Genomic DNA, 20412 nt, shown 5'->3' on the forward strand with positions numbered 1-20412 from the left:
CAATGCGTGCAGCTGACGAATACTAATCGGTCGAGGGCTTAACTAATTTACCCCACAAAGTGAAGCAAATGCTTCGGAGCTTATTCCGAGTACTTTGCGGGGGCCCCGGCAACAAGGATGACTAATCTTATCACTTACTTTCGCATCTAGTTTTCAGGGAATAATGATGAACGCTCGAACCGCCAAGCGCGATTCGGGTGAACGTTGTTTTCGCGGCATTTGGCGATGCTGCAACCTGATTAAATTGCACGCTTTCGCGATGAGCGATAGCACGTTTGGTGGCGATGGCGGAGGGGTTCCACGCGTACCCATCCCGAACACGACCGTTAAGCCCTCCAGCGCCGATGGTACTTGGATCGCAGGATCCTGGGAGAGTAGGACGTCGCCAAGCANCGATGGCGGAGGGGTTCCACGCGTACCCATCCCGAACACGACCGTTAAGCCCTCCAGCGCCGATGGTACTTGGATCGCAGGATCCTGGGAGAGTAGGACGTCGCCAAGCAGAAGCAGTACCTTTACCGATCCTTCGGTCAAGGTACTGCTTTTTTATTTTTACAACATATAAATTTTTAGTGTAAGGGGATAATATTAAACAACTCCCTTACAGCAAAGTTGTTTATAATTATATGGCTTTGTCTTGAGCTTTCATAGTAGAGCGACCTCCCGGATGGGCTTTTTGAGGCAATGACCTCGTGTGCAACCCCATCGTACCGAGGCGCTCGTTTTACTTTTATTTTCACATAAAGTACCCCAAAATCGCCTGGGAAGAGAAAGGGACTTCCGACTTAATCCCCTTCCCGAACCACCACATTCGAGAGGGCTCTCTCCATTAACATGGAGCTCTATTTTGTTAATACCATGGGTCTCATTCATTAACCGGGTGGCTTAACCATCTCAATTTGGCGGATGATGCTTTCTCCTCCGTCCTGCTAAACTTATCGTCTTCGCTTGTTCTTTCGAGGCTCCTTACCCGTTGCGTTCGACGCCAATTGACGGCGTAAAGCTTACCGGTTTTTGTCCTTAGCGTGGAATGAGCCGCTTAGCGCTTTATTGATCCCAATCCGGAATCCGAGCAACAGATCTAAGGTTGCTTACTTCTAACGCCCGCCGTTCCGCCTTTGTGTAGGGCAAAATTGTCGATATAATACGTTTTGGCGGTTTTGTCGCGACTATGGATAATATCGAGCAGATGGGTTACAATCGACTCCCTTTCCGTGGCCGGAATATAGAAGGTTGTCAGCTTTGGTACGCTGATTTGCGCCAGTTCGGTTAAGCCGGAGCCAACGAGACTGACGCTTTGCGGTACCGCGATGCCAGAGTCTTTAAGCCATTGCAGGGCGCCGAACTGGATAACCGTATTGGCGCAAAACGCCGCCGTGTAGTCCAGTTGAAGAAAGTGGGCTCGTTTGCACAACTCGTAACCATCTTCTTCGTTGCTGATTTGCACAAGCGATTTATCGATATCGATGCCGGCGTCCTGCAGCGCTTGCGTATAACCTTCCAAGCCGTTTTGGTGGATTTTGTAACCCATGCTTCCGAGAAACAGGGCGATCCGCCTATGGCCAAGGGAAATCAAATAATTCGTTGCCTCATAGGCTAGTTTCTTGTCGTCGGTAGCGACGTAGTTGACGTTTTTTTTGTTTTCTTCCAGCGGGAAGCCATAGAGAATATACGAAACGTTGGCCGACTGGATCATATCCAGAATCGTTTCGTCCACATCTCCGGATATGACGAATCCTTTAATTTCTTGATGGTCAAGCAGTCTTTGCAGTTTATCCAGCGACTCCGGCTCCGGGGATACATTCAGAAATAGCGTCCCGTAATTATAACGGCTTGCCGTATCCTCAATAATTTGCAAATCGTTCATATAACGCGGATCATTCGCTTCGCGGCCGTATAAAACGTAACAGATTTTCGGGATGATGTCGGCATCCCCGTATCCGAGTTCTTTGGCGGCTTGCAAAATCTTGTTTCTTGTGCTGGCGGATATCGTGCTGCTTGGGGTATTGTTCAATACCAGCGAGACGGCAGCCCGAGAAATGCCAAGGTAATCAGCGATTTCTTTTTTGGTAACCACGGCGCACTCCTTAACATGCATTTTTTCAAGAGTGAAGAAAGTATAAGTTTATAGCGAAGCTGGGCAATTTCTGCCTGCAAGTAAAGCGCTTCCGCTTGATCATGAACGTATTTTTCATCGGGTAGGCTTCGGCCAGAAACATTTCTTCAAACATAACGATAGTAATATATTAACCCTCTCCATCCCATTTCGTCAATTCCAACTTACTCCGTACCAAATCACGAACAAAAACCAATTCGGAATCTCCATGAAAAAATAATGTTGTGTACATAAAGTTACGAACGTAATGATTTCTTTGAAACGGAAAAACCTTTATGAGCGGCAAATGGGAAGAGTGAACTACATCACTTTAAGTGCGTTTACTGCCATCAAAACAGGTGCAGATTCAAGGCGGATGAAGGTTTACGACAAGGATATACTCTAAATTTGCCATTGAATTTTTTCCTGGTTCGTTAACCTAGTTCGGCCTGCGTTCAAGTGTAATGCCGCATAACGAAATAAATATAAACTAGGATTCCGAACATAAATGTATTAGCACATCGAAAATTATAGTCCAAAATATAAAGGATTTCTTTGTTGACAAAAAAATATAACGAGTGTTATATTTCATGTGTGAAAGCATTTTCAAAAAAAGAGAGGGGTGTCGGGGGGCGGCGATTTTGTCAGTTAGAGAAACAACAGTTTGACATCATCATTTCGGGAAATGAAAAATCAGGAGGCGTGAAACGATGAAAAATCGCAAGTTTGTACCACTCGTAATGACGGTATTGTTGATGCTTACTTTATTTTTGGCGGCGTGTTCCAAACAAACCGCGGAAGAACCGGACAATTCACAAAAAACCGAAAAGCAAGAGTCAGAAAGTGCAAAACCGGAAGCGGAAAAGCAGGAGACGCCGCCGGAGAAGAAGGAGCCTGTCACTTTAAAGTACGTTACATATTATGTGGGCCAAGCTCAAAAAGAATTTGATAAGTTTCATGAGAAGTACCCTTGGATTACGATTGAACCTGTCGTAAATAACGATGTTCTAGGTACGGTAGTTTCCATGGTGGCCGGAAACGATTCGCCGGATTTGGCGATCGTGGACAATATGACGAGTTTTGTCAAGCAGGATTTGCTTGAAGAATTGACGCCGTACATGGAGAAAAATGAAGTATTCAAAAACGCCAAAGTAAGAAACGATTTTAAAAATATATATAAATTGGGCGATAAAACGTACGCTCTCCCGGTGTCGGACGTACCGCTCTGGATTGCGGTAAATAAAGATATGCTGGCGAAACACGGGATGGAAATGCCATCCAATGACTGGACGTATGATGATTTTCTTGAAATGGCCAAAAAAGCGACCGATATCAACGCCGGGGAATACGGGTTATCGTACGATTCGTCTTTTGATTATTGGTTAGGAATGATGGTTTCGGTTGCCAACGGCAGTTCACCCAATTTCCGTTTCATGAATGAAGATTTGACGAAGAGTGTGTTAAATACACCCGAAGTTGCCGCCGATTTGCAATGGGTTAAAGACCTTGTCTATAAATGGCATGTGCGGGCTACACCTGAAGAAGCGGCGAAATATGGATGGGACGCGGCGAATAATTTTCTGGCAGGCAAATCGTTGTTTGGGATCGGGGCCGATTGGTATGTGCCGGGATATAACGAAAACGCCAAATTCGAATGGGACGTCCTGCCGATGCCAAAAGGCAAAAAAATGCAAGCGACCATGCATTTGAACGGGCCTTATGCGATTATGAAATCGTCCAAGCATAAAGAAGAAGCGTTTTTATGGCTGGCATTCCAATACGAGCTGGAAACGCAAAAAAGAATGATTGAAAGTGGATCGGTAGCTTTCGTTGACGATCCGGAATTGGCTTCCTATTACGATCAGGTGGATGTCTGGAAAGGGAAAAACGTCGACGCGATCAAAAGAACCGCGGAAATAGGCTCTTATACAAAAGATCCGGCCATTCTGGAGTGGGATTGGTATCAGGCGAATACAAACCTTGACGAATTTTTCAGGAACACGAAAGATCTCAGCACGATGCAGGCGGCGGCCGATCAATACAATAATAAAATTGTCGTCGATGCGAGAAAAGCGTTTGGACTGGATTAATCCGACTGTTTGAAACGATGTCCGATTTGAATTCTTGCAACCGAACAATTCCGGTTTAGGAGGAATGGACATGAACAAGGGGATGAACGATGAAGTGCGGCAGCATGAAGAGGGAGTGCGAAGCGCAGCAGATCGGCAACCGGAGGAATTTGCATCGCCTTTGATCAGCAGGAGAAAGCTGCTGGCGTCGATCGGGGCGATCGGCGCAGCCGTAACGGCGAGTACGATATTAACCGTCAACGGAGATAGCGTTTTGCTGGGGAAAGACGATGAGAAAGTGAAAAAGAAAAAGCAAATCAATGATATGCCGGAACAATACGTGTCAACGATTGCAGACCTTAAAGCATTAAACATCAGCATGAACGGTCAACAAGTACGAGTCCTGCATTACAATTCAAACATCCGCTGGATCGACCAATTGTATATATGGGATGCGGCGAGCACGGAGACAGATGCCGATTACGCAATTATATCCGACAACAGCGTAACAGGACGTTGGATTCCCGTATTCTCGAAAGGATATATTGACCCGAAGGTTTTCGGAGCAGATCCGACAGGCGCAACGGATGCTCGGTTAGCTTGTGAAAAAGCGGCGGTATTCGCTAGAAACTTAGGTATGAAGTGGTTAGTTAAGAAGAAAGACACTTTCTTGCTAAATTCCTATGCGAATTATTCGGAAGTTTCGTCATTCAGCGCCGGGATGATACCGCTATTCTCTAATGTGGATTATGAAATCCAAGGAACGCTCAAAGTAGGCGCATTTTTTGATAATAAAGATTTTATGGTCTTCACTGATGTCAATGGAGTTAGCGGTAATTTTACCCCGGTAGAAAATTACAACATTTACGGTAATGGCAGTATTGACTTAGCTTTGGCCGGAAAGCGTATTGGAGGATATAAACTACGCATTCCGATCTACCTGGAAACTTCATATCGCGCAAAAATTAAAGATATCACGATTCAAAACGGCGATACGCCAAACGCAATTGTTACTGGCGGAGAAGACATTGAGATTGATGGCGTTAAGTTCAAGAACTTGATGTTGGATAACTCGGACAATGATGATCATTCAACAATTTATGGCAAAGCAAAAGCGACAAAAATTGCCAACTGCAGTTTCGAAATGACCACAGTGAACGGCCGTTTAAATGCGTGTCCTGTTGAGTTGCATAACAGCGATTCATACTTCAAAGACTCTACCATTTATGGTTATCGGAATAGTCACATCATTGCGGCCATAACAGTTGAAACTCCCGATATTTCCAGTATTGAGGTATCCGGATTGAAATGTAAAGTGCATCGTCAGTTCAGTGTTTTGGATGTTTGGACCGGTGCGACATTATTAAATGTTCAGGTTCACGATAATATTGTCGAAATGTTGCCATTCCCGACCGATGCACAAATATCGGCAGCAGGCTTAAACCCATCGTGGACTAGAGCGCCGCAGGCAATGATTCTCACAACAAATGATAGCACGATCGGCTATGATCTTGTTGCGGGAAACGGGAATAACATCAACTATTATGACAACACCTATATTACGTCGAACGATGTAAATCTTCCGAATACTTACAAGTCGCTTGTTCATTTTTATAAGGCTCCGTGCGGCGGCATTCAAATTTATAACAATACCGTGTCTGTTCCGCGTGCCGTTAAATCACAAGATGAACTAGCATCAACAAACAAACTAAATCTAGACTCATTCGCTTTGTATGATAATCATTTTGATGAGTTATCGATTGATGCTGACGCTTTCGTTGATCTCACGGTTAATACGATCCAAAGCTCAAAAATTGAATTTCGTTTTAGAAGAAATGTAACGATGAACAAACTGATTCGGATTGCTGCACATGATGCCGCAAACAGCGTATCTAACACTTTCATTGTACATCCTGAGTTTGTTGGTCATGCCACGACATGTTTAGATATTACGCAGGCGGTTATTGAAAATGCTGCCAATAAATTTAGTTATCCACGGATACATGGAATTTATTTTGGCGCTGATCCAGTTGGTCAAGCTGACTTCTATTTGAAGAATGCCAAGAGAGCGACGTTGCTGGATCGCGTTAATGTGCCGGAATCCGTAGCATTGGGCGGTTTCAATGCTCTAAATGATACAAATGGAAGGTTAACGGCTCTTGTTCACAATCCTGACGCGTTATTTGGTACTTACGATGCAAGAGTTTTAGTTAGCAACTTGTAGGGCGCAACTGGTTCATTTGTTAATCGGGGATCGGCTTTCTCTTTTTTGCTCTTGCGCTGCGGTCGATGATGCGGCGCAAGAGTTGTTTTTGCGAAATGTAATCTATGGCAAAACAACCATTTATATATGAACGATTGCAAAATTGCAGGCGAGACGTCATGTTTTTCAAGAAACTTTGACTGAAAGCTTTGGAAAACGAAAGGTGGCTTGGATAGTGGGGAGCATAGCTTTTCAACATGTGTACAAATATTACAAAGGGGAAGCGGTTCCTTCGGTGAATGACTTTCATCTGGACGTTGCCGACGGGGAATTTCTCGTCATGGTCGGTCCGTCCGGGTGCGGCAAATCGACGACGCTGCGGATGCTGGCGGGGCTAGAGGAAGTTTCCCGGGGAGATATTTATATCGACGGCAAGTTTACGAACTATGTGTCGCCCAAAGACCGGGACATTGCGATGGTGTTTCAAAATTATGCGCTTTATCCGAACTTGTCGGTTTACGACAATATGGCGCTTGGTTTGCAACTGCGGAAAGTAGCCAAGCATGAAGTGGAGCTGCGCGTGAGCCGTGCGGCCAAAATGCTGGAAATTTCGCACTTGTTGACGAAGCGGCCGGCGCAGCTTTCGGGGGGCCAGAAGCAGCGGGTAGCGCTCGGCCGGGCGCTCGTGCGGGAGCCGAAGGCGTTCTTGATGGATGAGCCGCTTTCCAATTTGGACGCCAAACTGCGGGCGCAAACGCGCACGGAAATTATTAAAATGCACAGCCAACTGCGGACGACGTTTGTGTATGTGACACACGACCAGACAGAGGCGATGACGATGGGGACGCGGATCGTCGTCATGAAGGGCGGCAAAATTCAACAGGTGGCCGCCCCGCAGACGCTGTACGATGAACCGTGCAATCTGTTTGTCGCCGGGTTTATCGGCACGCCGCAAATGAATTTTATCGACGGGGCGATCGCCGCCCATGCCGACGGGGTATACTTCGAGAACCGGCGGATGAAGCTGCGGCTGCCGGAAAGCTGTGCGCGTCATGTGCGCGGGACGAGCGCGAACCTGCGGCAGGTGGTGCTCGGGCTGCGTCCGGAGCACGTGCTGTGCGAGGCGGCGGCGCTGCAGACGGAGGCGTATGCCGATTGGGAAGTTCCGGCGACGGTGGAGATGAAGGAGCCGATGGGTTCGGATACGTTCGTGCACGCCGATGCGGGCGGGACGGTGATCGTTTCGCGGGCCGATGCGCATACGCCGGTCCGGGTTGGCGATACCGTAAGGCTCGTACTGCGGATGGACAAGGCGCATCTGTTCGAGCGGGAGAGCGGTGAATCGCTTACTGCCGGGCGGGAGGTTTCGGCATGAGGCGCCGGAGCGGGAGCATATGGAGAAAACGCGGGATTCTCCTGTTTGGGATCGTTCTGGCGGTTGCAGCTGTTTGGGGATGGCGGAATACGGTACGGGAGGAGCGGGTTTTCCCTGTCGTTGAGGCGAGCGCTGTCCCGCTTGGAACGAAGGAAGGCGGACCGGAGGCGCAGAAGACGCCCCCGAGTTATGGGGCGTGGCTGCGCAGCGAGCAAGCGCAGGCGTTGCCGGAGGCACGGGACATTGCGCCAATCGTGATCCGGGCGGCGTCGTATTCGGCGGCTTCGGCGGAAGTCGAAGTAGCGGTGCGCAACGACGGGCCAGAAGGGGATGCCGTCGATTGGACTGAGCCCCGGGGCTGGCTGGAATGGACCGTCGACGTGCCGCAGGACGGCCTGTATACGCTGGCGTTCGAATATATGCCGCTGAAGGGCAGCTTTGCGAACGTCGTGCGCGGCGTGCAGATCGACGGCCGCTACCCGTACCGGGAAGCCGAGCGGGTAACGCTGGCGCGGTGGTGGAAGGACGGGAAGCATCCGTACGACCGCAACGCGCTAGGCAACGAAATCCGCCCCGTCCAGGAGGAGCTTGGCGGCTGGCGTACTGCGCAGGCGGCGGATTATGCCGCATCGTCCGAGCCGCTGCTGTGGCCGCTTGGCAAGGGGCGGCATACGATCCGCCTCACGGGCGGACGGGAGCCGGTGGCACTGGCGTCGCTGACGCTGGCGTCGCCGGAGAAGATCCCGGCGTATGCCGAGTATGCGGCGGACGCGGGCGCGGGCGACGCCGGGGCGTCGGGGGCGAGTTCGGCGGGAAGCGACTGGTTTGCCGTGATCGAAGCGGAGCAATACGCCGGCAAATCGGCGATCGGCATCCAGACGCAAAGCGTAGCCGAGCCGTTTGCGTCGCCGGACCCGGAAGGGCGGATCGTATACAACGCCATCGGCGGCGACCGCTGGATGCAGGCCGGCGATGCGATCGAGTGGGAATTTACCGTGCCGGAAACGGGCTGGTATGCGATCGATCTGAACTATTTTCAAGGGTACAACGGCAAGGCGAAGGCCTACCGGACCATTCTGCTCGACGACCGGGTGCCGTTTCGGGAAATGCTCCGCTACGCGCTGCCGGCCAATACGGAACTTACACTTCGTTCGCTGGCGGATACGGCGGGCAAGCCGTATCTGTTCCATCTTGCAGGCGGGACGCACCGGCTGCGGATGATCGCCGACCGTTCGCCGCTCGCGCCGGCGGTTGAGGCGCTGCAGGACGCGATGACGGAGCTTAGCGCGATCGAGCGGGACATCCGCGTCATCTCCGGAAACTACGGGAGCGGCAGCAGCGCGAATCTGGATACCGGGCGCACTTGGGACGTGAGGGCGTACGATCCGGGGATCGAAGCGAAGCTGGCGGACGTGCTGGAGCGGCTGCGGACGGCGCGCGATTACATCGACGGCTTGAACCAGCAGGTGACCGATCCGACGACGGCGATTTCATCGGCGATGAACAGCTTGCAGCAGATGCTGGACGATGTAAACGACATCCCGAACCGGGTGGAAACGTTTGCCGACATCCAAACGATCATCAACACGTGGATTCGGCCGATGGAAAGCCAAGGGGTGCTGCTCGATTCAATCGTCGTGCGGACGCCGAGGGCCGACTCGGGGCGGACGGCGCCGAACCTGTGGGATAAAATCCGCTACAGTGCAGTGAATTTTGCCCGTACCTTTTTCCAAAGCTACGATTCGAAAGATTTGAACGACGCGGAAGCGCTCACCGTCTGGGTGCAGCGGGGCCGGGATTACGTCGATCTGCTGCAGCAGATGATCGAATCGGACTTTACGCCGAAAACCGGCATCCGCGTCAACGTCAATCTGATGCCAAGCACGAACGTGCTTATGCTCGGCAACGCCGCCGGGGACCAGCCGGACGTGGCGCTCGGTCTCGGGATGGAAACGCCGGTCGACTACGCGATGCGCGGGGCGGCGGCGGATTTGTCCGCGATGCCGGGTTTTGCCGAAGTCGCAAAGCGGTTTCACCACGGCGTCATGCGGTCGTATACGTATAACGGGGGGACGTACGCGCTGCCGGAAACGCAGTCGTTTATGGTGATGTTTTATCGGACTGACGTGCTGGACCGGCTAGGGCTCACACCGCCGGATACTTGGGACGATTTGCTCGATCTCTTGCCGACGCTGCAGGAAAACGGGATGACCGTCTATTATCCGGCGAAGGAATTCGTCCTGCCGTTTTACCAGCAGGGGGCGGAATTTTATACGGCGGACGGAATGGAGACGACGATCGACAGCAAAGCGGGGCAAGCGGCGTTTCAGCGCTGGACCGATTGGTTTGTCAAGTCGGATATGCCGAAGGAAGTGCCGGCGTTTTTCAACCATTTCCGCTTTGGCGACATCCCGATCGGCATCGCCGACTTCAATACGTACATCCAGCTTACCGTCGCTGCGCCGGAAATTATGGGGAAGTGGAAGATGGCGCCGCTGCCGGGATTAAGGGGAGCTGACGGGCAAGTCGTCCGCTGGTCGGCGCAAAATACGTCGGCGGGGATGGTGATGGCCAAAAGCAAACGCCAAGAAGAGGCGTGGTCATTCCTCGATTGGTGGACCTCGGCGCCGGTGCAGGCGCAGTTTGCAAGCGACATCGAATCGTTCGCCGGCATCGAATACCGCTGGAACCCTGCCAACATCGAGGCGCTCCGCTACGTGCCGTGGCCGAGCGAAGATATGGAGGTGCTCGCCGAGCAAGGCCGCTGGGGTAAAAACATGCCGTACGTGCCGGGCTATTATTTCCTTGGTCGGGAGATGGACTTTGCCTGGAACAACACCGTGCTGCAGGGCATGCCGCCGAAAGAAGCGCTCGACAAAGCGGCAAGCTCGCTGCAGCGGGAAATGGCCCGCAAGCAGAAGGAATTCGGCTTTGGGCCGGGGACGGATTTGCATGTACCGTTGGATCATCGAGAGGGAGGGGATCAGCCATGAAGAGGAACAATAGCGGATTAACTTTTGAAAAACAAACCGATGCCGTCCTTTCTACCTCGAAGCGAACAGCTACTTCGCCTCTTCTGACGGCCGAACCCTCTGCCTCCGGCCCTGAAACCGGCCGAGTGTATCGTCCGTCCTCGGAACGGGCACCTTTAGGCGGCCCCCGTTTCGTGCGCAGATTTCGTCAATTTTTGCGGGAATGTTGGCGCGACCGGATGTCGTATTTGTTTTTGGCGCCGTTTCTTCTCGCCTTTGGCTGCTTCATCCTCATTCCGGTGCTCATGGCGGCCGGGTTAAGCGTCACCTCCTTTAACGGCTTCGCCTTTCCCAAGTTCGTTGGGGTGGACAATTTTATCGCTTTGGTGACGCAGGATATCGTTTTTATGAAATATACGCTGCCGAACACGTTCAAATTTGCGCTCATTGTCGGGCCCGGCGGGTACGTGCTGTCGTTTGTGTTCGCCTGGCTCATTCACCAATTGCCTAAGCGTGTGCGGGACTATTTTACCCTTGCGTTCTATGCTCCGTCGATGGCCGGCGGCGTGGCGCTGTCCGTCATTTGGATCGCCACATTCAGCGGGGACCGGGTCGGTTACTTGAATAACCTGCTGTTAAAGCTCGGTTTCATCGAAACGCCGCAATTATGGCTGCAGGATCCGGCGTATTTGATGAACATCATGATCCTCGTTACGATGTGGACAAGCATGGGGGTTGGCTTTCTGGCGATGCTCGGGGGTTTGCAGACGGTGAACACCGAGCTGTACGAAGCCGGGCGGATCGACGGGATCAAAAACGCGCTGCAGGAAGTGTATTACATCACGATCCCGTCGATGAAACCGCAAATGCTGTTCAGCGCCGTCATGGCGATCGTCGGCACGCTGAAAGCGGGGGCGATTTCGACGCAGCTTACCGGGATGCCGATTACACCGAGTTATTCAGGGCATTTAATGACAAACCATATCGACGACTATGCGTTTTTGCGCTACGAATGGGGCTACGCTTCGGCGGTGTCCGTGGCGCTGCTTGTCCTGTCGTATTTGATCATGCGCTTTTGCTATCGTTTGTTTGCGACAAAGGAGGGGGAATAATCCGATGGCGAGTCTTTATGTTTCGGGGCTGACGCGGCTCCGGCGGATCTCCGTTTCCCGGTCGCTGCTTGTCGTCTGTTTTACCGGGCTGGCGGCGTTTATGCTGCTGCCGATTATTTTCTTGTTCAATAACGCGTTGAAACCGCTGAATGAGCTGTTTTTGTTTCCGCCGACGATTTGGGTGAAGGAGCCGACGATGCGCAACTTCGAGCAGCTATTTCTGCATGCGGGCGCGGGCGTCGTGCCGTTTACGCGGTATTTGTTCAACAGCGTCATCGTCGTTTCGCTGTCGCTTGCGCTCGTTATTCTTGTCAGTACGATGGCCGGGTATGTATTGTCCAAGCACCGGTTTCATTTTAAGGCGCTCGTGATGGCGCTTATTATGCTGTCGCTTATGTTTGCGCCGGAGACGGTGGCGATTCCGCGCTATTTGATCGTCAGCAGTCTGGGGATTACGAACACGTATTTGGCGCATGTGCTGCCGTTTCTCGCTTCGCCGGTGGCGGTGTTTTTGATGAAGCAGTTCATCGATCAAATTCCCGACTCGCTCCTTGAAGCGGCCAAGCTGGACGGGGCGAGCGATATGTATATCTTCCTGCGGATCGTCATCCCGCTCACAGCGCCCGCGGTGGCGACAGTAGCGATCATTACGTTCCAGGCGGTGTACCTGGACGGCGAAGGCTCGACACTCTACACGACGAAGGAGACGATGAAGACGCTCGCTTTTTATGTGACGAGCTTGACGGCCAACCTGCAAAACAGCGTGGCCGGCCAAAGCATGGCCGCAGCGGCGGCGCTGCTGCTCTTCCTCCCGAATTTGATCATGTTCCTCCTGTTCCAGCGCAAAATGATCCAGACGATGCTGCATTCGGGGGTGAAATAGATGCGGACGCGGTTCATTGTCGCCGTGGTCATCCTAGCCACAGTCCTGACTACGCTGCTGTTCCCGGGCAATGCTTCGGCACGCCTGCCGTACAGCACCTGGTTTATCGACCAGGAAACCGGCCGGCCGATGCGCATTCAGCCGCTGTACGAACCGAGTCGGGTGATCGGTTACGCCGACATCGACGTGCCACTTTCGGCGCCAAGCGATTTGTTTATCGCTGCCGACGATCACGTCTACGTGGCGGATACCGGCAACAACCGTATCGCCGAGTTCGATCCGCGCGGGCGGTTTCTTCGCTCGATCGGCGCCTCGGCTGGCGAAGGGGCTGGTGAAGGGGCGTTGAATGCGCCAGAAGGCGTGTTCGTAGCCAAGGACGGCACGATTTACGTCGCCGATACGGGCAACAAGCGCGTTGCGGTGTTCGGCGCTGACGGCAAATTTGTGCGCTCGCTGAGCAAGCCGCAGTCGCCATTGCTGCCGGAAAGCTATTATTATGTGCCCACGAAGCTTGTCGTCGATAACCGCGGCGTCCTGTACGTCGTCGTCAAAGATTCGTACCAGGGGCTTCTGCGGATGAACGGACAAGGGCAATTTACCGGCTTTTTCGGCGCAAACAAAACCGAGCTGGACTGGCTGACGCGGCTGAAACGAACACTTTTCAACCGGACGCAAATGGAGAAGGAAATCGCCCGGCGCCCGGGCACGATCGAAAATGTGACGCTTTCCGGCGACGGCTTTTTGCTGACAACGAGCACCGGCGTATACCGGGGCCAAATCAAGAAGCTGAACGCCGGAGGCGCCGACGCCTTTCAAAACAAGCCGTTTGACGAAATCAAGCTGGTCGATACGGCGATCGATACGGATCGTTTCCTGTACGGGATGAACGGCGAGCTGGGGGAAATTTCGATCTACGACCCGTTTGGCAACGCGCTTATTTACTTCGGCGATACGGATAAATCGGCGCATCAGCGCGGCATTGTCAATTTCCCGACGAGCCTGGCCGTCAACAGCAAAAAGGAGCTTTGGGTCGCCGACAGCAGCCTGAACCTGGTGCAAGTGTACGAGCGGACAGCGTTTGGCGAAGCGTTTCTCACCGCAGCGAAGCTGTATTACGAAGGCAGCTACGAGGAAAGCAAGCCGTATTGGGAGGCGGTCATGCAGCAAAACGGCATGATGAACCTGCCGTACAACGGGCTGGGCGAAATTGCCCTGCACGAGAAGCGTTACGAAGCGGCGATGGCTCATTTTGAAGATTCGTACGATGCCGCCGGCTATTCGGAGGCGTTCTGGAACGTACGTTACGATTGGATTCAGAAGTACCTGATGTACGCGTTTGTGCTGCTCATTGGCGCTGCGTGGCTGCTCCGTTTCGCGGTGAAACGGGCCGGGAGCTACGCGTCCGGCCGGTCGTGGCCGCCGTTTGCGGCCCGGTACGGGCGGGAAGCGAAAGACGCGCTGTACCTCATGCTTCACCCGTACGAAGGCTTTTACCGTCTGAAGGAACGCAAAGTGTCGTGGTCGATGATTTTTACCATTGTCCTGTTCACGGTCGTCATTCGCCTCGTTTCCATCTACGGCATGGGATTTATTTTCCATCCGTACGATCTGAGCAAAGTGAATCTCGCTTTGGAGGTGGGCGTGCTGCTCGTGCCGTGGCTGACCTGGATCGTCGCCAACTACTTGGTGAGCGCCGTGAAAGGTGGGGAAGGACGATTCCGCGAAGTGCTGCAGGCGAGCGCTTTTGCGCTTGTGCCGTACATAGTGCTGATGATCCCGGCGATCGTGCTCTCGAACATCGTTGTGTTGGAAGAGAGGATCATCGTTGACGCGATCATCCAAATGATGTGGATCTGGATCCTCGTGCTGCTGTTCATCATGACGCAGGTCATTCACAACTTCGATTTCCTCGAAGCGGCCAAAAATGCGGCCATTACGCTGGCTACGATTGTGGTCATCTGGATTTTTCTCGTCATTTTGTCCGGGCTCGGCTACAACCTATTCGACTTTATGAAGCAAATTTACCGGGAGGTGACGTTCAATGGCTGATGTAGGGCGGCCGCACAACCCGGAGAAGGTTGGCTTTAACTTTTGGCCGAAGCGCGCTTGGCAGCGCTACACGCTTATCATCGCCGTCGTGGCGATTCTGGTCATCACGATCCTCGTCATCGCAAACCGCGAGCGGCTGCCTCAGCTCGGCGAGATGGGCATTGCCCCGCGGACGCAGACGTTTGTCCCGCTTGCCGAGGGCGAGGCGTGGACGTCGGGACCGCTCGACCGCGAAGGCTTCGCCGCCGTGGCAGAGAATAGCCGCTTCACGCTGCTGTTTCAACCGGATACGACGCAAATTGCTGTGCGGAGTAAGCAAACGGGCTTCCTCTGGCGCAGCAATCCGGCGAAAGCGAAGCTGGAGCAGGAGACCGTCAAAGGGCTGCTGCGGACCAACCTGGAGTCGCCGTTCGTGCTGGAATACGTCACCGCGGGCAAAACGCAGCGGAACATGACGAACGCGCTCGACGCGAAGCTGGACAAACGCTTCGTTAGAACCGACCGCGGCATCGAAGTCACGTACCGCTACCCGAAGCTGGGACTTGCGCTGGCCATCCGCTACGAGCTCACGGACCACGGGCTGGAAGTGACGGTGCCGTCGCAGGGCATCGAGGAAAGCGGCGACAACCGCTTGTTCACGCTGCAGCTGCTGCCGTTTTTCGGGGCGGTATCCGGCACGGAGGAAGCGGGCTACCTGTTCGTGCCGGACGGACCGGGCGGTTTGATCTATTACGACCGCAGCCACCCGCCAAGCGGCAACCGGTACGATTACATGATCTATGACGACGATCCGGCGAACTTGCAGGAACGGGACATCCCCCGCGAAGCGGTCGCCTACCCGGTGTTTGGCTTAAAACGCGGCGACCAGGCGTACGCGGCCATCGTCAAGGACGGCAAAGCGACGACGCGGATTACGGCGATGCCGGCCGGGGTACAGACGTCGTACCATTCGATCGCGGCGAAATTCGTGTATCGCGAGGAATATTTGCGCAAAGTGAGCACGATGGCCCCGCCGATCAACTCGGTGCAGAAGGAGCGGATCCGGCAGGACCGCAAGGTCGAATATCGGCTGCTTTCCGGGGACGCCGCGAATTACAGCGGCATGGCGCAAACGTACCGCGACTACTTGCTGGAGACGACGCAGCTGCCGCCATCACTGCCGCCGGCGGAGCATGTGCCTATGCTGCTTGGCCTCGTTGGCGGCGGCACGAAGGATGTGTTCGGAGGCAACCGCTATATCCCGGCCACGACGTTTGCGCAAGCGGAAGAGATGGTTTCCGCGCTTGCAGACCAAGGCGTCAAAAACCTGCGCATCCAGTTCCAGGGCTGGCAGGACGGCGGTTTCACCGGAAGCGACCGGCGCTTTCCGGTGCAGACGAAGCTTGGCGGCGCGCAAGGAGCGGAGCGGTTTACCGCGGCGATGAAAACACGCGGCATCCCGGTGCTGTTCGAAGACGATTTGACGTGGATGAAAATCGGCAAAACGGACGTTTCGATGAAAACGGAAGGCATCCGCAGCATCGACACGACCGTGTTCCACGACCGAAAAGGCGTAAATTTCCTGCTGAATCCGGTAACGGCGGTCCGCTCGGCGAAAGAGACGATCGACCGGCTCGCCGAGCTTGGGGTAAGCGGCATTCTTTATAACGGGGTCGGCGGCACCGTCTTCCGCGATTACAACAAGCAAGCGCTTGAGCGGGAAGATACGGCGTACCTGTATGCACAGCTCCTGTCCTACACAAAAGCGCGGATGGGTCTGGCGGCCACGAACCGCGGCAACGATTATGCGCTGGCTTCGAGCGACTTGCTGACGCGGTTCCCGCTGGAGTCCAGCTACGACTTTGTGGTCGACGAAACGGTGCCGTTTTATCCGATGGCGGTGCATGGGTCGCTGCTGTATACGGGCGTGGAAGGCAATATGCGCAGCCAATATGGCAAGGAGCAGCTGAAAGCGATCGAATACGGCGCCATCCCGTCGTTTCGCCTGACGTACGAACGCAGCCGCGAATTGAAAGGAACGAATTACGACGATCTATATAGCAGCGAATTTGCGGTGTGGAAAGACCGCGTCATCGAAGAGTACAAGACATTTGACGAGCTCGCGCCCCTCGTCCATCGCCGGATGATCCGCCACGAGAAACAAGCCGAAGGGGTCTACGCCGTCACCTACGACGACGGCAGCCGGGTCACCGTCGATTACAATACGAACCGCTTTAAGGTGACGAAAGGAGGGAGTGCGCCATGAGTAAGCCGGAACAGATAAATACACCAAGACGCAAAGGTTACTTGCGCTACCGCTGGAAAGACTACGGCACCGGCTACCTGTTCATGCTGCCGTGGGCGATCGGGTTTGCCGCCTTTGTCGCCTTCCCGGTCGGGTGGTCGCTGTTCAACAGCTTCAACCATGTGCGGCTGAAGGGCGGCGGCTTCGAGTACGACTGGGTCGGCCTGGACAATTTCCGGCGGGCGCTGATGGAAGATAACGTGTATCCGATCCAGTTGATTACGTATTTCCAGGAAATGCTGCTAATTATCCCGCTCATTCTCATTTTCTCCTTCCTGGTGTCCTTGCTGCTGAACCAGAAGATGCCGGGGCGGACGATGATCCGGGCGATTTTTTTCCTGCCGGTCATTTTCGCCACCGGCCAGGTGCTGATGGAGCTGTTCGGCCAAGGGGCGGGCAAGCTGCCGTTCATCGCGCAATACAATCTGGAAGGGATTGTACGGGAGTACGTCGGCCCGCGCATCGCCGAACCGGTGCTGAGCGTGCTAAACCGGGCGGTCATCATCCTGTGGTATTCCGGAGTGCAGATTTTGATCTTTATCGCAGGTTATCAGACGATTCCGAAGACGGTGTACGAAGCGATCCGCATCGACGGGGCAACCCCATGGGAAAGCTTCTGGAAAATAACGCTACCGGGCATGGTGCCGTTCATCGGGCTGAACGCGGTGTTCACAATCGTCGATTTGTTCACATTTCCGTTTAACCCGGTGCTGGAACAGGTACGGGCAAACATGTTCAACCCGCAAACCGGGTACGGCTACGCCAGCGCACTGGCATGGATGTATTTTGCCCTCATCTTGGCGCTGCTTGGCGTAGCGCTGTGGCTTACGTATCGTTCAGCGATGAAAAGGGGGGCATTTCGATGAAACTTACCGAAAGCTATATGCAGGCGAAAGCGGAGCTTAGCCATAAGCTGCACAGCCGCCAGGCGCAGCGCGTCAAAAAGCTGCTGATGGGTCAGCACGTCAGCGACGGCTGGATAACCCGAATCGTCATTTATTTTATTCTTGCGGTCATTGCCTATTTGTATTTGCAGCCGCTGTTTTACATGATGTCTACGATGGTGAAGTCCGTCAGCGACCTGATCGATCCGATCGTGCAGTGGATTCCGAGGGAGCTGAACTGGCAAAACCTGGCCGACGGCTGGCGCGGGCTGCGCTACCCGGAAGCGTTTATGAACACGATCACGATCGCGCTGACGTGCTCTGTCCTGCAGGTTGTCTCCTGCGCGATCACGGGGTATGCGCTGGCGAGGCTGAACTTTCCGGGCAAAACGCTGGCGTTCATCCTGATCATCGTGACGTTTCTTGTGCCGCCGCAAATAACGATGATCCCGCTGTATTCGATTTACGGCAAGCTCGGCTGGCTAAACACGCCGTTTGTATTCATCGTGCCGGCGGTGTTTGGCCAAGGGTTGCGCGGGGCGCTGTTCATCATCATTTTCCGGCAGTTTTTCATGACGCAGCCGAAGGCGCTGGAAGAGGCGGCCAAGATGGACGGAGCGAGCGCACTACGCTTGTTTTTCCGCATTATGCTTCCGCTGGCGCGCCCGGCGATCATCGTTGTATTTCTGTTTTCCTTCATCTGGTACTGGAACATGTATTACGAGCCGTCGATGTTTTTGAGCAAGGACTTTCAGCCATTATCCCTCAGGCTCAATATGCTTCAACAAGAACTGATGGGCAACAAGCTGGTCAACTTTACGGCAGGCTTTGATAAAGATCCGATCTCCGAAGGGCCCAAAATGGCCGCTGCCTTCCTGATCATCATGCCGCCGCTGTTAGTCTACATGCTGACGCAACGCTGGTTCACGGAAGGGATTGAGCGAACGGGATTGATCGAGTAGTCGGGAACGAGCTGCGGTTTTGGAAGGAGCTATCACGGCAATATATTTAAGTATTGAGGAGGAAACGAAAATGTTTAACGGAATTGGCGTAACAGGCGTCATTTTGTTAGTTATCTTGGCGCTGCTGCTGTTTGGGCCAAACAAGCTGCCTGAGCTTGGCCGCGCATTCGGACGCACGCTTCGAGAGTTTAAGAACGGGGCCAAATACATGATGTCCGACGACGATAACGATGGACAGAATCATGCCCGCAAAGAGGTTGGTCCATCCGAAACGGCACGGATGCAGGCGACCCAGCCACAGGCTGAAGCCCGCCGCGACAACAACGATAACGGCAGATTACCCGACTAACCGAAAAGGTGAAAGCGATGCCCAAAAAACAAGACATGACGCTGGTTGATCACCTCGGCGAGCTGCGCAAGCGGATCATCTACGTGCTCGTCGTGCTTGTACTGGCGATGGTCGGCGGTTTTTTTGGCGCAGACCCGATCTATACATATTTGAGATCCGTGGAGCCGGCTAAAGGAATCTCGATGCACGCTTTTTCACTGTGGGACGGAATCGGCATTTATATGAAATTTGCATTTGTTATCAGCTTGATCGTCGCGCTCCCGTTTGCTTTCTATCAACTGTGGGCGTTCGTGAAGCCGGGATTGCGCAAGGAAGAACAGAGTGCGGCGCTGCGTTATATTCCGGGTGCGCTGCTGTTGTTTTTGCTTGGGCTGGCGTTTGCCTATTTTGTCGTTTTCCCGATGGCCGTGTACTTTACGACGAATGTCGCGAAGCATATGGAGGTGACGGAGACGTACGGGATGTCGCAATATTTTTCGTTTATGTTCAACATTCTCATCCCGATGTCCCTCCTATTCGAGCTTCCGATCGTGATCATGTTCCTGACGAGGCTGCGCATACTTAACCCGAAGAGGTTGCAGAACATGCGCAAACTCTCGTATTTTGTGCTAATTGCAATAGGGACGATCGTGACGCCGCCGGACTTCGTTTCCGATTTTCTCGTAGCGGTGCCATTGCTGCTGCTGTACGAGTTCAGCGTGCTGATGTCCAAGCTGGTTTACCGGAAGCAGCTCGCGGCGGACAAGGCATGGGAGGAAGTGTTGGCAGGCGACTTGGATGGATTGAGCGGCTATGCAACAGAGCGTTAGCGTCACCGGCGGGTGACCTGGTTGGAATGCCAGCCTGCCTAAAGGCGTTGGTCCCTAAGGAAAGTGCTCTTATGGAATTCTGATCCAGAGGAATATAATAATCTAGTAATAATCCACGGCCTCTGATCGACGTCGGCGTGCACGATGGTAGAATGCAAGCGAGGGACGAAGATCGCGCTGGATAACATCCGTCGCATCTGGGACGAGATGACAAGAACATTAACTCATTAAAAGTCGCATATAATGCGGCTTTTCCGTTTTAGCGCGCCTAGCCAAGCTAGACGCAACTAGCCGGTGCAAGTCCGGCCGAGGTAGGAGCCAAGTCGCCTCGTAGCTGACAGGCAACTGGTGAAGAGATTCTAAGGT

13 protein-coding genes and 1 rRNA gene are annotated in these 20412 nt (G+C 53.6%); 13 read left to right on the top strand and 1 reads right to left on the bottom strand.

Annotation, left to right across the window (positions count from 1 at the left end; translation table 11 throughout):
• Nucleotides 1–274: 274 nt before the first annotated feature.
• A 5S ribosomal RNA gene (rrf, locus tag AC0LWM_RS31755) occupies nucleotides 275–391 on the top strand.
• A 690-nt stretch (nucleotides 392–1081) separates the two neighbouring features.
• Here the strand turns inward: rrf and AC0LWM_RS31760 are convergent.
• Nucleotides 1082–2077 carry a LacI family DNA-binding transcriptional regulator gene (locus tag AC0LWM_RS31760; protein WP_474679056.1) on the bottom strand — a complete coding sequence of 332 codons (996 nt, stop codon included), beginning with the start codon at nucleotides 2075–2077 and terminating at the stop codon, nucleotides 1082–1084.
• Between the two features lie 728 nt (nucleotides 2078–2805).
• On the opposite strand from AC0LWM_RS31760, the gene AC0LWM_RS31765 reads away from it, so the two are divergent.
• The 12 genes from AC0LWM_RS31765 to tatC all read left to right on the top strand — a co-directional run bounded on the left by AC0LWM_RS31765 (nucleotide 2806) and on the right by tatC (nucleotide 20046).
• Nucleotides 2806–4185, top strand: coding sequence for an ABC transporter substrate-binding protein (locus AC0LWM_RS31765; protein WP_474679057.1), 1380 nt, complete (start codon nucleotides 2806–2808; stop codon nucleotides 4183–4185).
• Between the two features lie 70 nt (nucleotides 4186–4255).
• Nucleotides 4256–6388 (top strand): hypothetical protein, encoded by a 2133-nt coding sequence (locus AC0LWM_RS31770; RefSeq protein WP_474679058.1) that lies wholly within the window; start codon nucleotides 4256–4258, stop codon nucleotides 6386–6388.
• A gap of 214 nt (nucleotides 6389–6602) precedes the next feature.
• On the top strand, nucleotides 6603–7742 hold the full coding sequence (locus tag AC0LWM_RS31775; protein ID WP_474679059.1) for an ABC transporter ATP-binding protein: 1140 nt from the start codon (nucleotides 6603–6605) through the stop codon (nucleotides 7740–7742).
• The gene (locus AC0LWM_RS31780) at nucleotides 7739–10735 is read left to right on the top strand and encodes an extracellular solute-binding protein (RefSeq protein WP_474679060.1); all 2997 of its coding nucleotides are present in this window, start codon (nucleotides 7739–7741) and stop codon (nucleotides 10733–10735) included. Before AC0LWM_RS31775 ends, AC0LWM_RS31780 begins: the two co-directional genes overlap by 4 nt.
• A complete protein-coding gene (locus AC0LWM_RS31785) occupies nucleotides 10732–11826 on the top strand; it encodes a carbohydrate ABC transporter permease (protein ID WP_474679061.1) in 1095 nt (364 codons plus the stop codon). Before AC0LWM_RS31780 ends, AC0LWM_RS31785 begins: the two co-directional genes overlap by 4 nt.
• Before the next feature lie 4 nt (nucleotides 11827–11830).
• Nucleotides 11831–12709 (top strand): carbohydrate ABC transporter permease, encoded by an 879-nt coding sequence (locus AC0LWM_RS31790; protein WP_474679062.1) that lies wholly within the window; start codon nucleotides 11831–11833, stop codon nucleotides 12707–12709.
• Complete coding sequence (locus tag AC0LWM_RS31795) at nucleotides 12710–14758, top strand: YIP1 family protein (RefSeq protein ID WP_474679063.1); 2049 nt, start codon at nucleotides 12710–12712, stop codon at nucleotides 14756–14758.
• A complete protein-coding gene (locus AC0LWM_RS31800; protein ID WP_474679064.1) occupies nucleotides 14751–17003 on the top strand; it encodes a DUF5696 domain-containing protein in 2253 nt (750 codons plus the stop codon). Before AC0LWM_RS31795 ends, AC0LWM_RS31800 begins: the two co-directional genes overlap by 8 nt.
• Nucleotides 17000–17908 carry a carbohydrate ABC transporter permease gene (locus tag AC0LWM_RS31805; protein ID WP_474679065.1) on the top strand — a complete coding sequence of 303 codons (909 nt, stop codon included), beginning with the start codon at nucleotides 17000–17002 and terminating at the stop codon, nucleotides 17906–17908. Before AC0LWM_RS31800 ends, AC0LWM_RS31805 begins: the two co-directional genes overlap by 4 nt.
• Nucleotides 17905–18888, top strand: a complete 984-nt coding sequence (locus tag AC0LWM_RS31810; RefSeq protein WP_474679066.1) for a carbohydrate ABC transporter permease — start codon at nucleotides 17905–17907, stop codon at nucleotides 18886–18888. Before AC0LWM_RS31805 ends, AC0LWM_RS31810 begins: the two co-directional genes overlap by 4 nt.
• Before the next feature lie 70 nt (nucleotides 18889–18958).
• On the top strand, nucleotides 18959–19237 hold the full coding sequence (locus tag AC0LWM_RS31815) for a twin-arginine translocase TatA/TatE family subunit (RefSeq protein ID WP_474679067.1): 279 nt from the start codon (nucleotides 18959–18961) through the stop codon (nucleotides 19235–19237).
• A gap of 17 nt (nucleotides 19238–19254) precedes the next feature.
• Nucleotides 19255–20046 (top strand): twin-arginine translocase subunit TatC, encoded by a 792-nt coding sequence (gene tatC / locus AC0LWM_RS31820; protein WP_474679068.1) that lies wholly within the window; start codon nucleotides 19255–19257, stop codon nucleotides 20044–20046.
• The last annotated feature ends 366 nt before the right edge of the window (nucleotides 20047–20412 follow it).

Source organism: Paenibacillus sp. sgz302148 (assembly GCF_056120465.1).

Excerpts from the sequence above, each read along its gene's own strand:
- AC0LWM_RS31765 (WP_474679057.1), top strand. The coding sequence starts at position 2,806 with ATGAAAAATCGCAAGTTTGTACCACTCGTAATGACGGTATTGTTGATG.
- AC0LWM_RS31770 (WP_474679058.1), top strand. The coding sequence starts at position 4,256 with ATGAACAAGGGGATGAACGATGAAGTGCGGCAGCATGAAGAGGGAGTG.
- AC0LWM_RS31780 (WP_474679060.1), top strand. The coding sequence starts at position 7,739 with ATGAGGCGCCGGAGCGGGAGCATATGGAGAAAACGCGGGATTCTCCTG.
- AC0LWM_RS31785 (WP_474679061.1), top strand. The coding sequence starts at position 10,732 with ATGAAGAGGAACAATAGCGGATTAACTTTTGAAAAACAAACCGATGCC.
- AC0LWM_RS31790 (WP_474679062.1), top strand. The coding sequence starts at position 11,831 with ATGGCGAGTCTTTATGTTTCGGGGCTGACGCGGCTCCGGCGGATCTCC.
- AC0LWM_RS31795 (WP_474679063.1), top strand. The coding sequence starts at position 12,710 with ATGCGGACGCGGTTCATTGTCGCCGTGGTCATCCTAGCCACAGTCCTG.
- AC0LWM_RS31800 (WP_474679064.1), top strand. The coding sequence starts at position 14,751 with ATGGCTGATGTAGGGCGGCCGCACAACCCGGAGAAGGTTGGCTTTAAC.
- AC0LWM_RS31805 (WP_474679065.1), top strand. The coding sequence starts at position 17,000 with ATGAGTAAGCCGGAACAGATAAATACACCAAGACGCAAAGGTTACTTG.
- AC0LWM_RS31810 (WP_474679066.1), top strand. The coding sequence starts at position 17,905 with ATGAAACTTACCGAAAGCTATATGCAGGCGAAAGCGGAGCTTAGCCAT.
- AC0LWM_RS31815 (WP_474679067.1), top strand. The coding sequence starts at position 18,959 with ATGTTTAACGGAATTGGCGTAACAGGCGTCATTTTGTTAGTTATCTTG.
- tatC (WP_474679068.1), top strand. The coding sequence starts at position 19,255 with ATGCCCAAAAAACAAGACATGACGCTGGTTGATCACCTCGGCGAGCTG.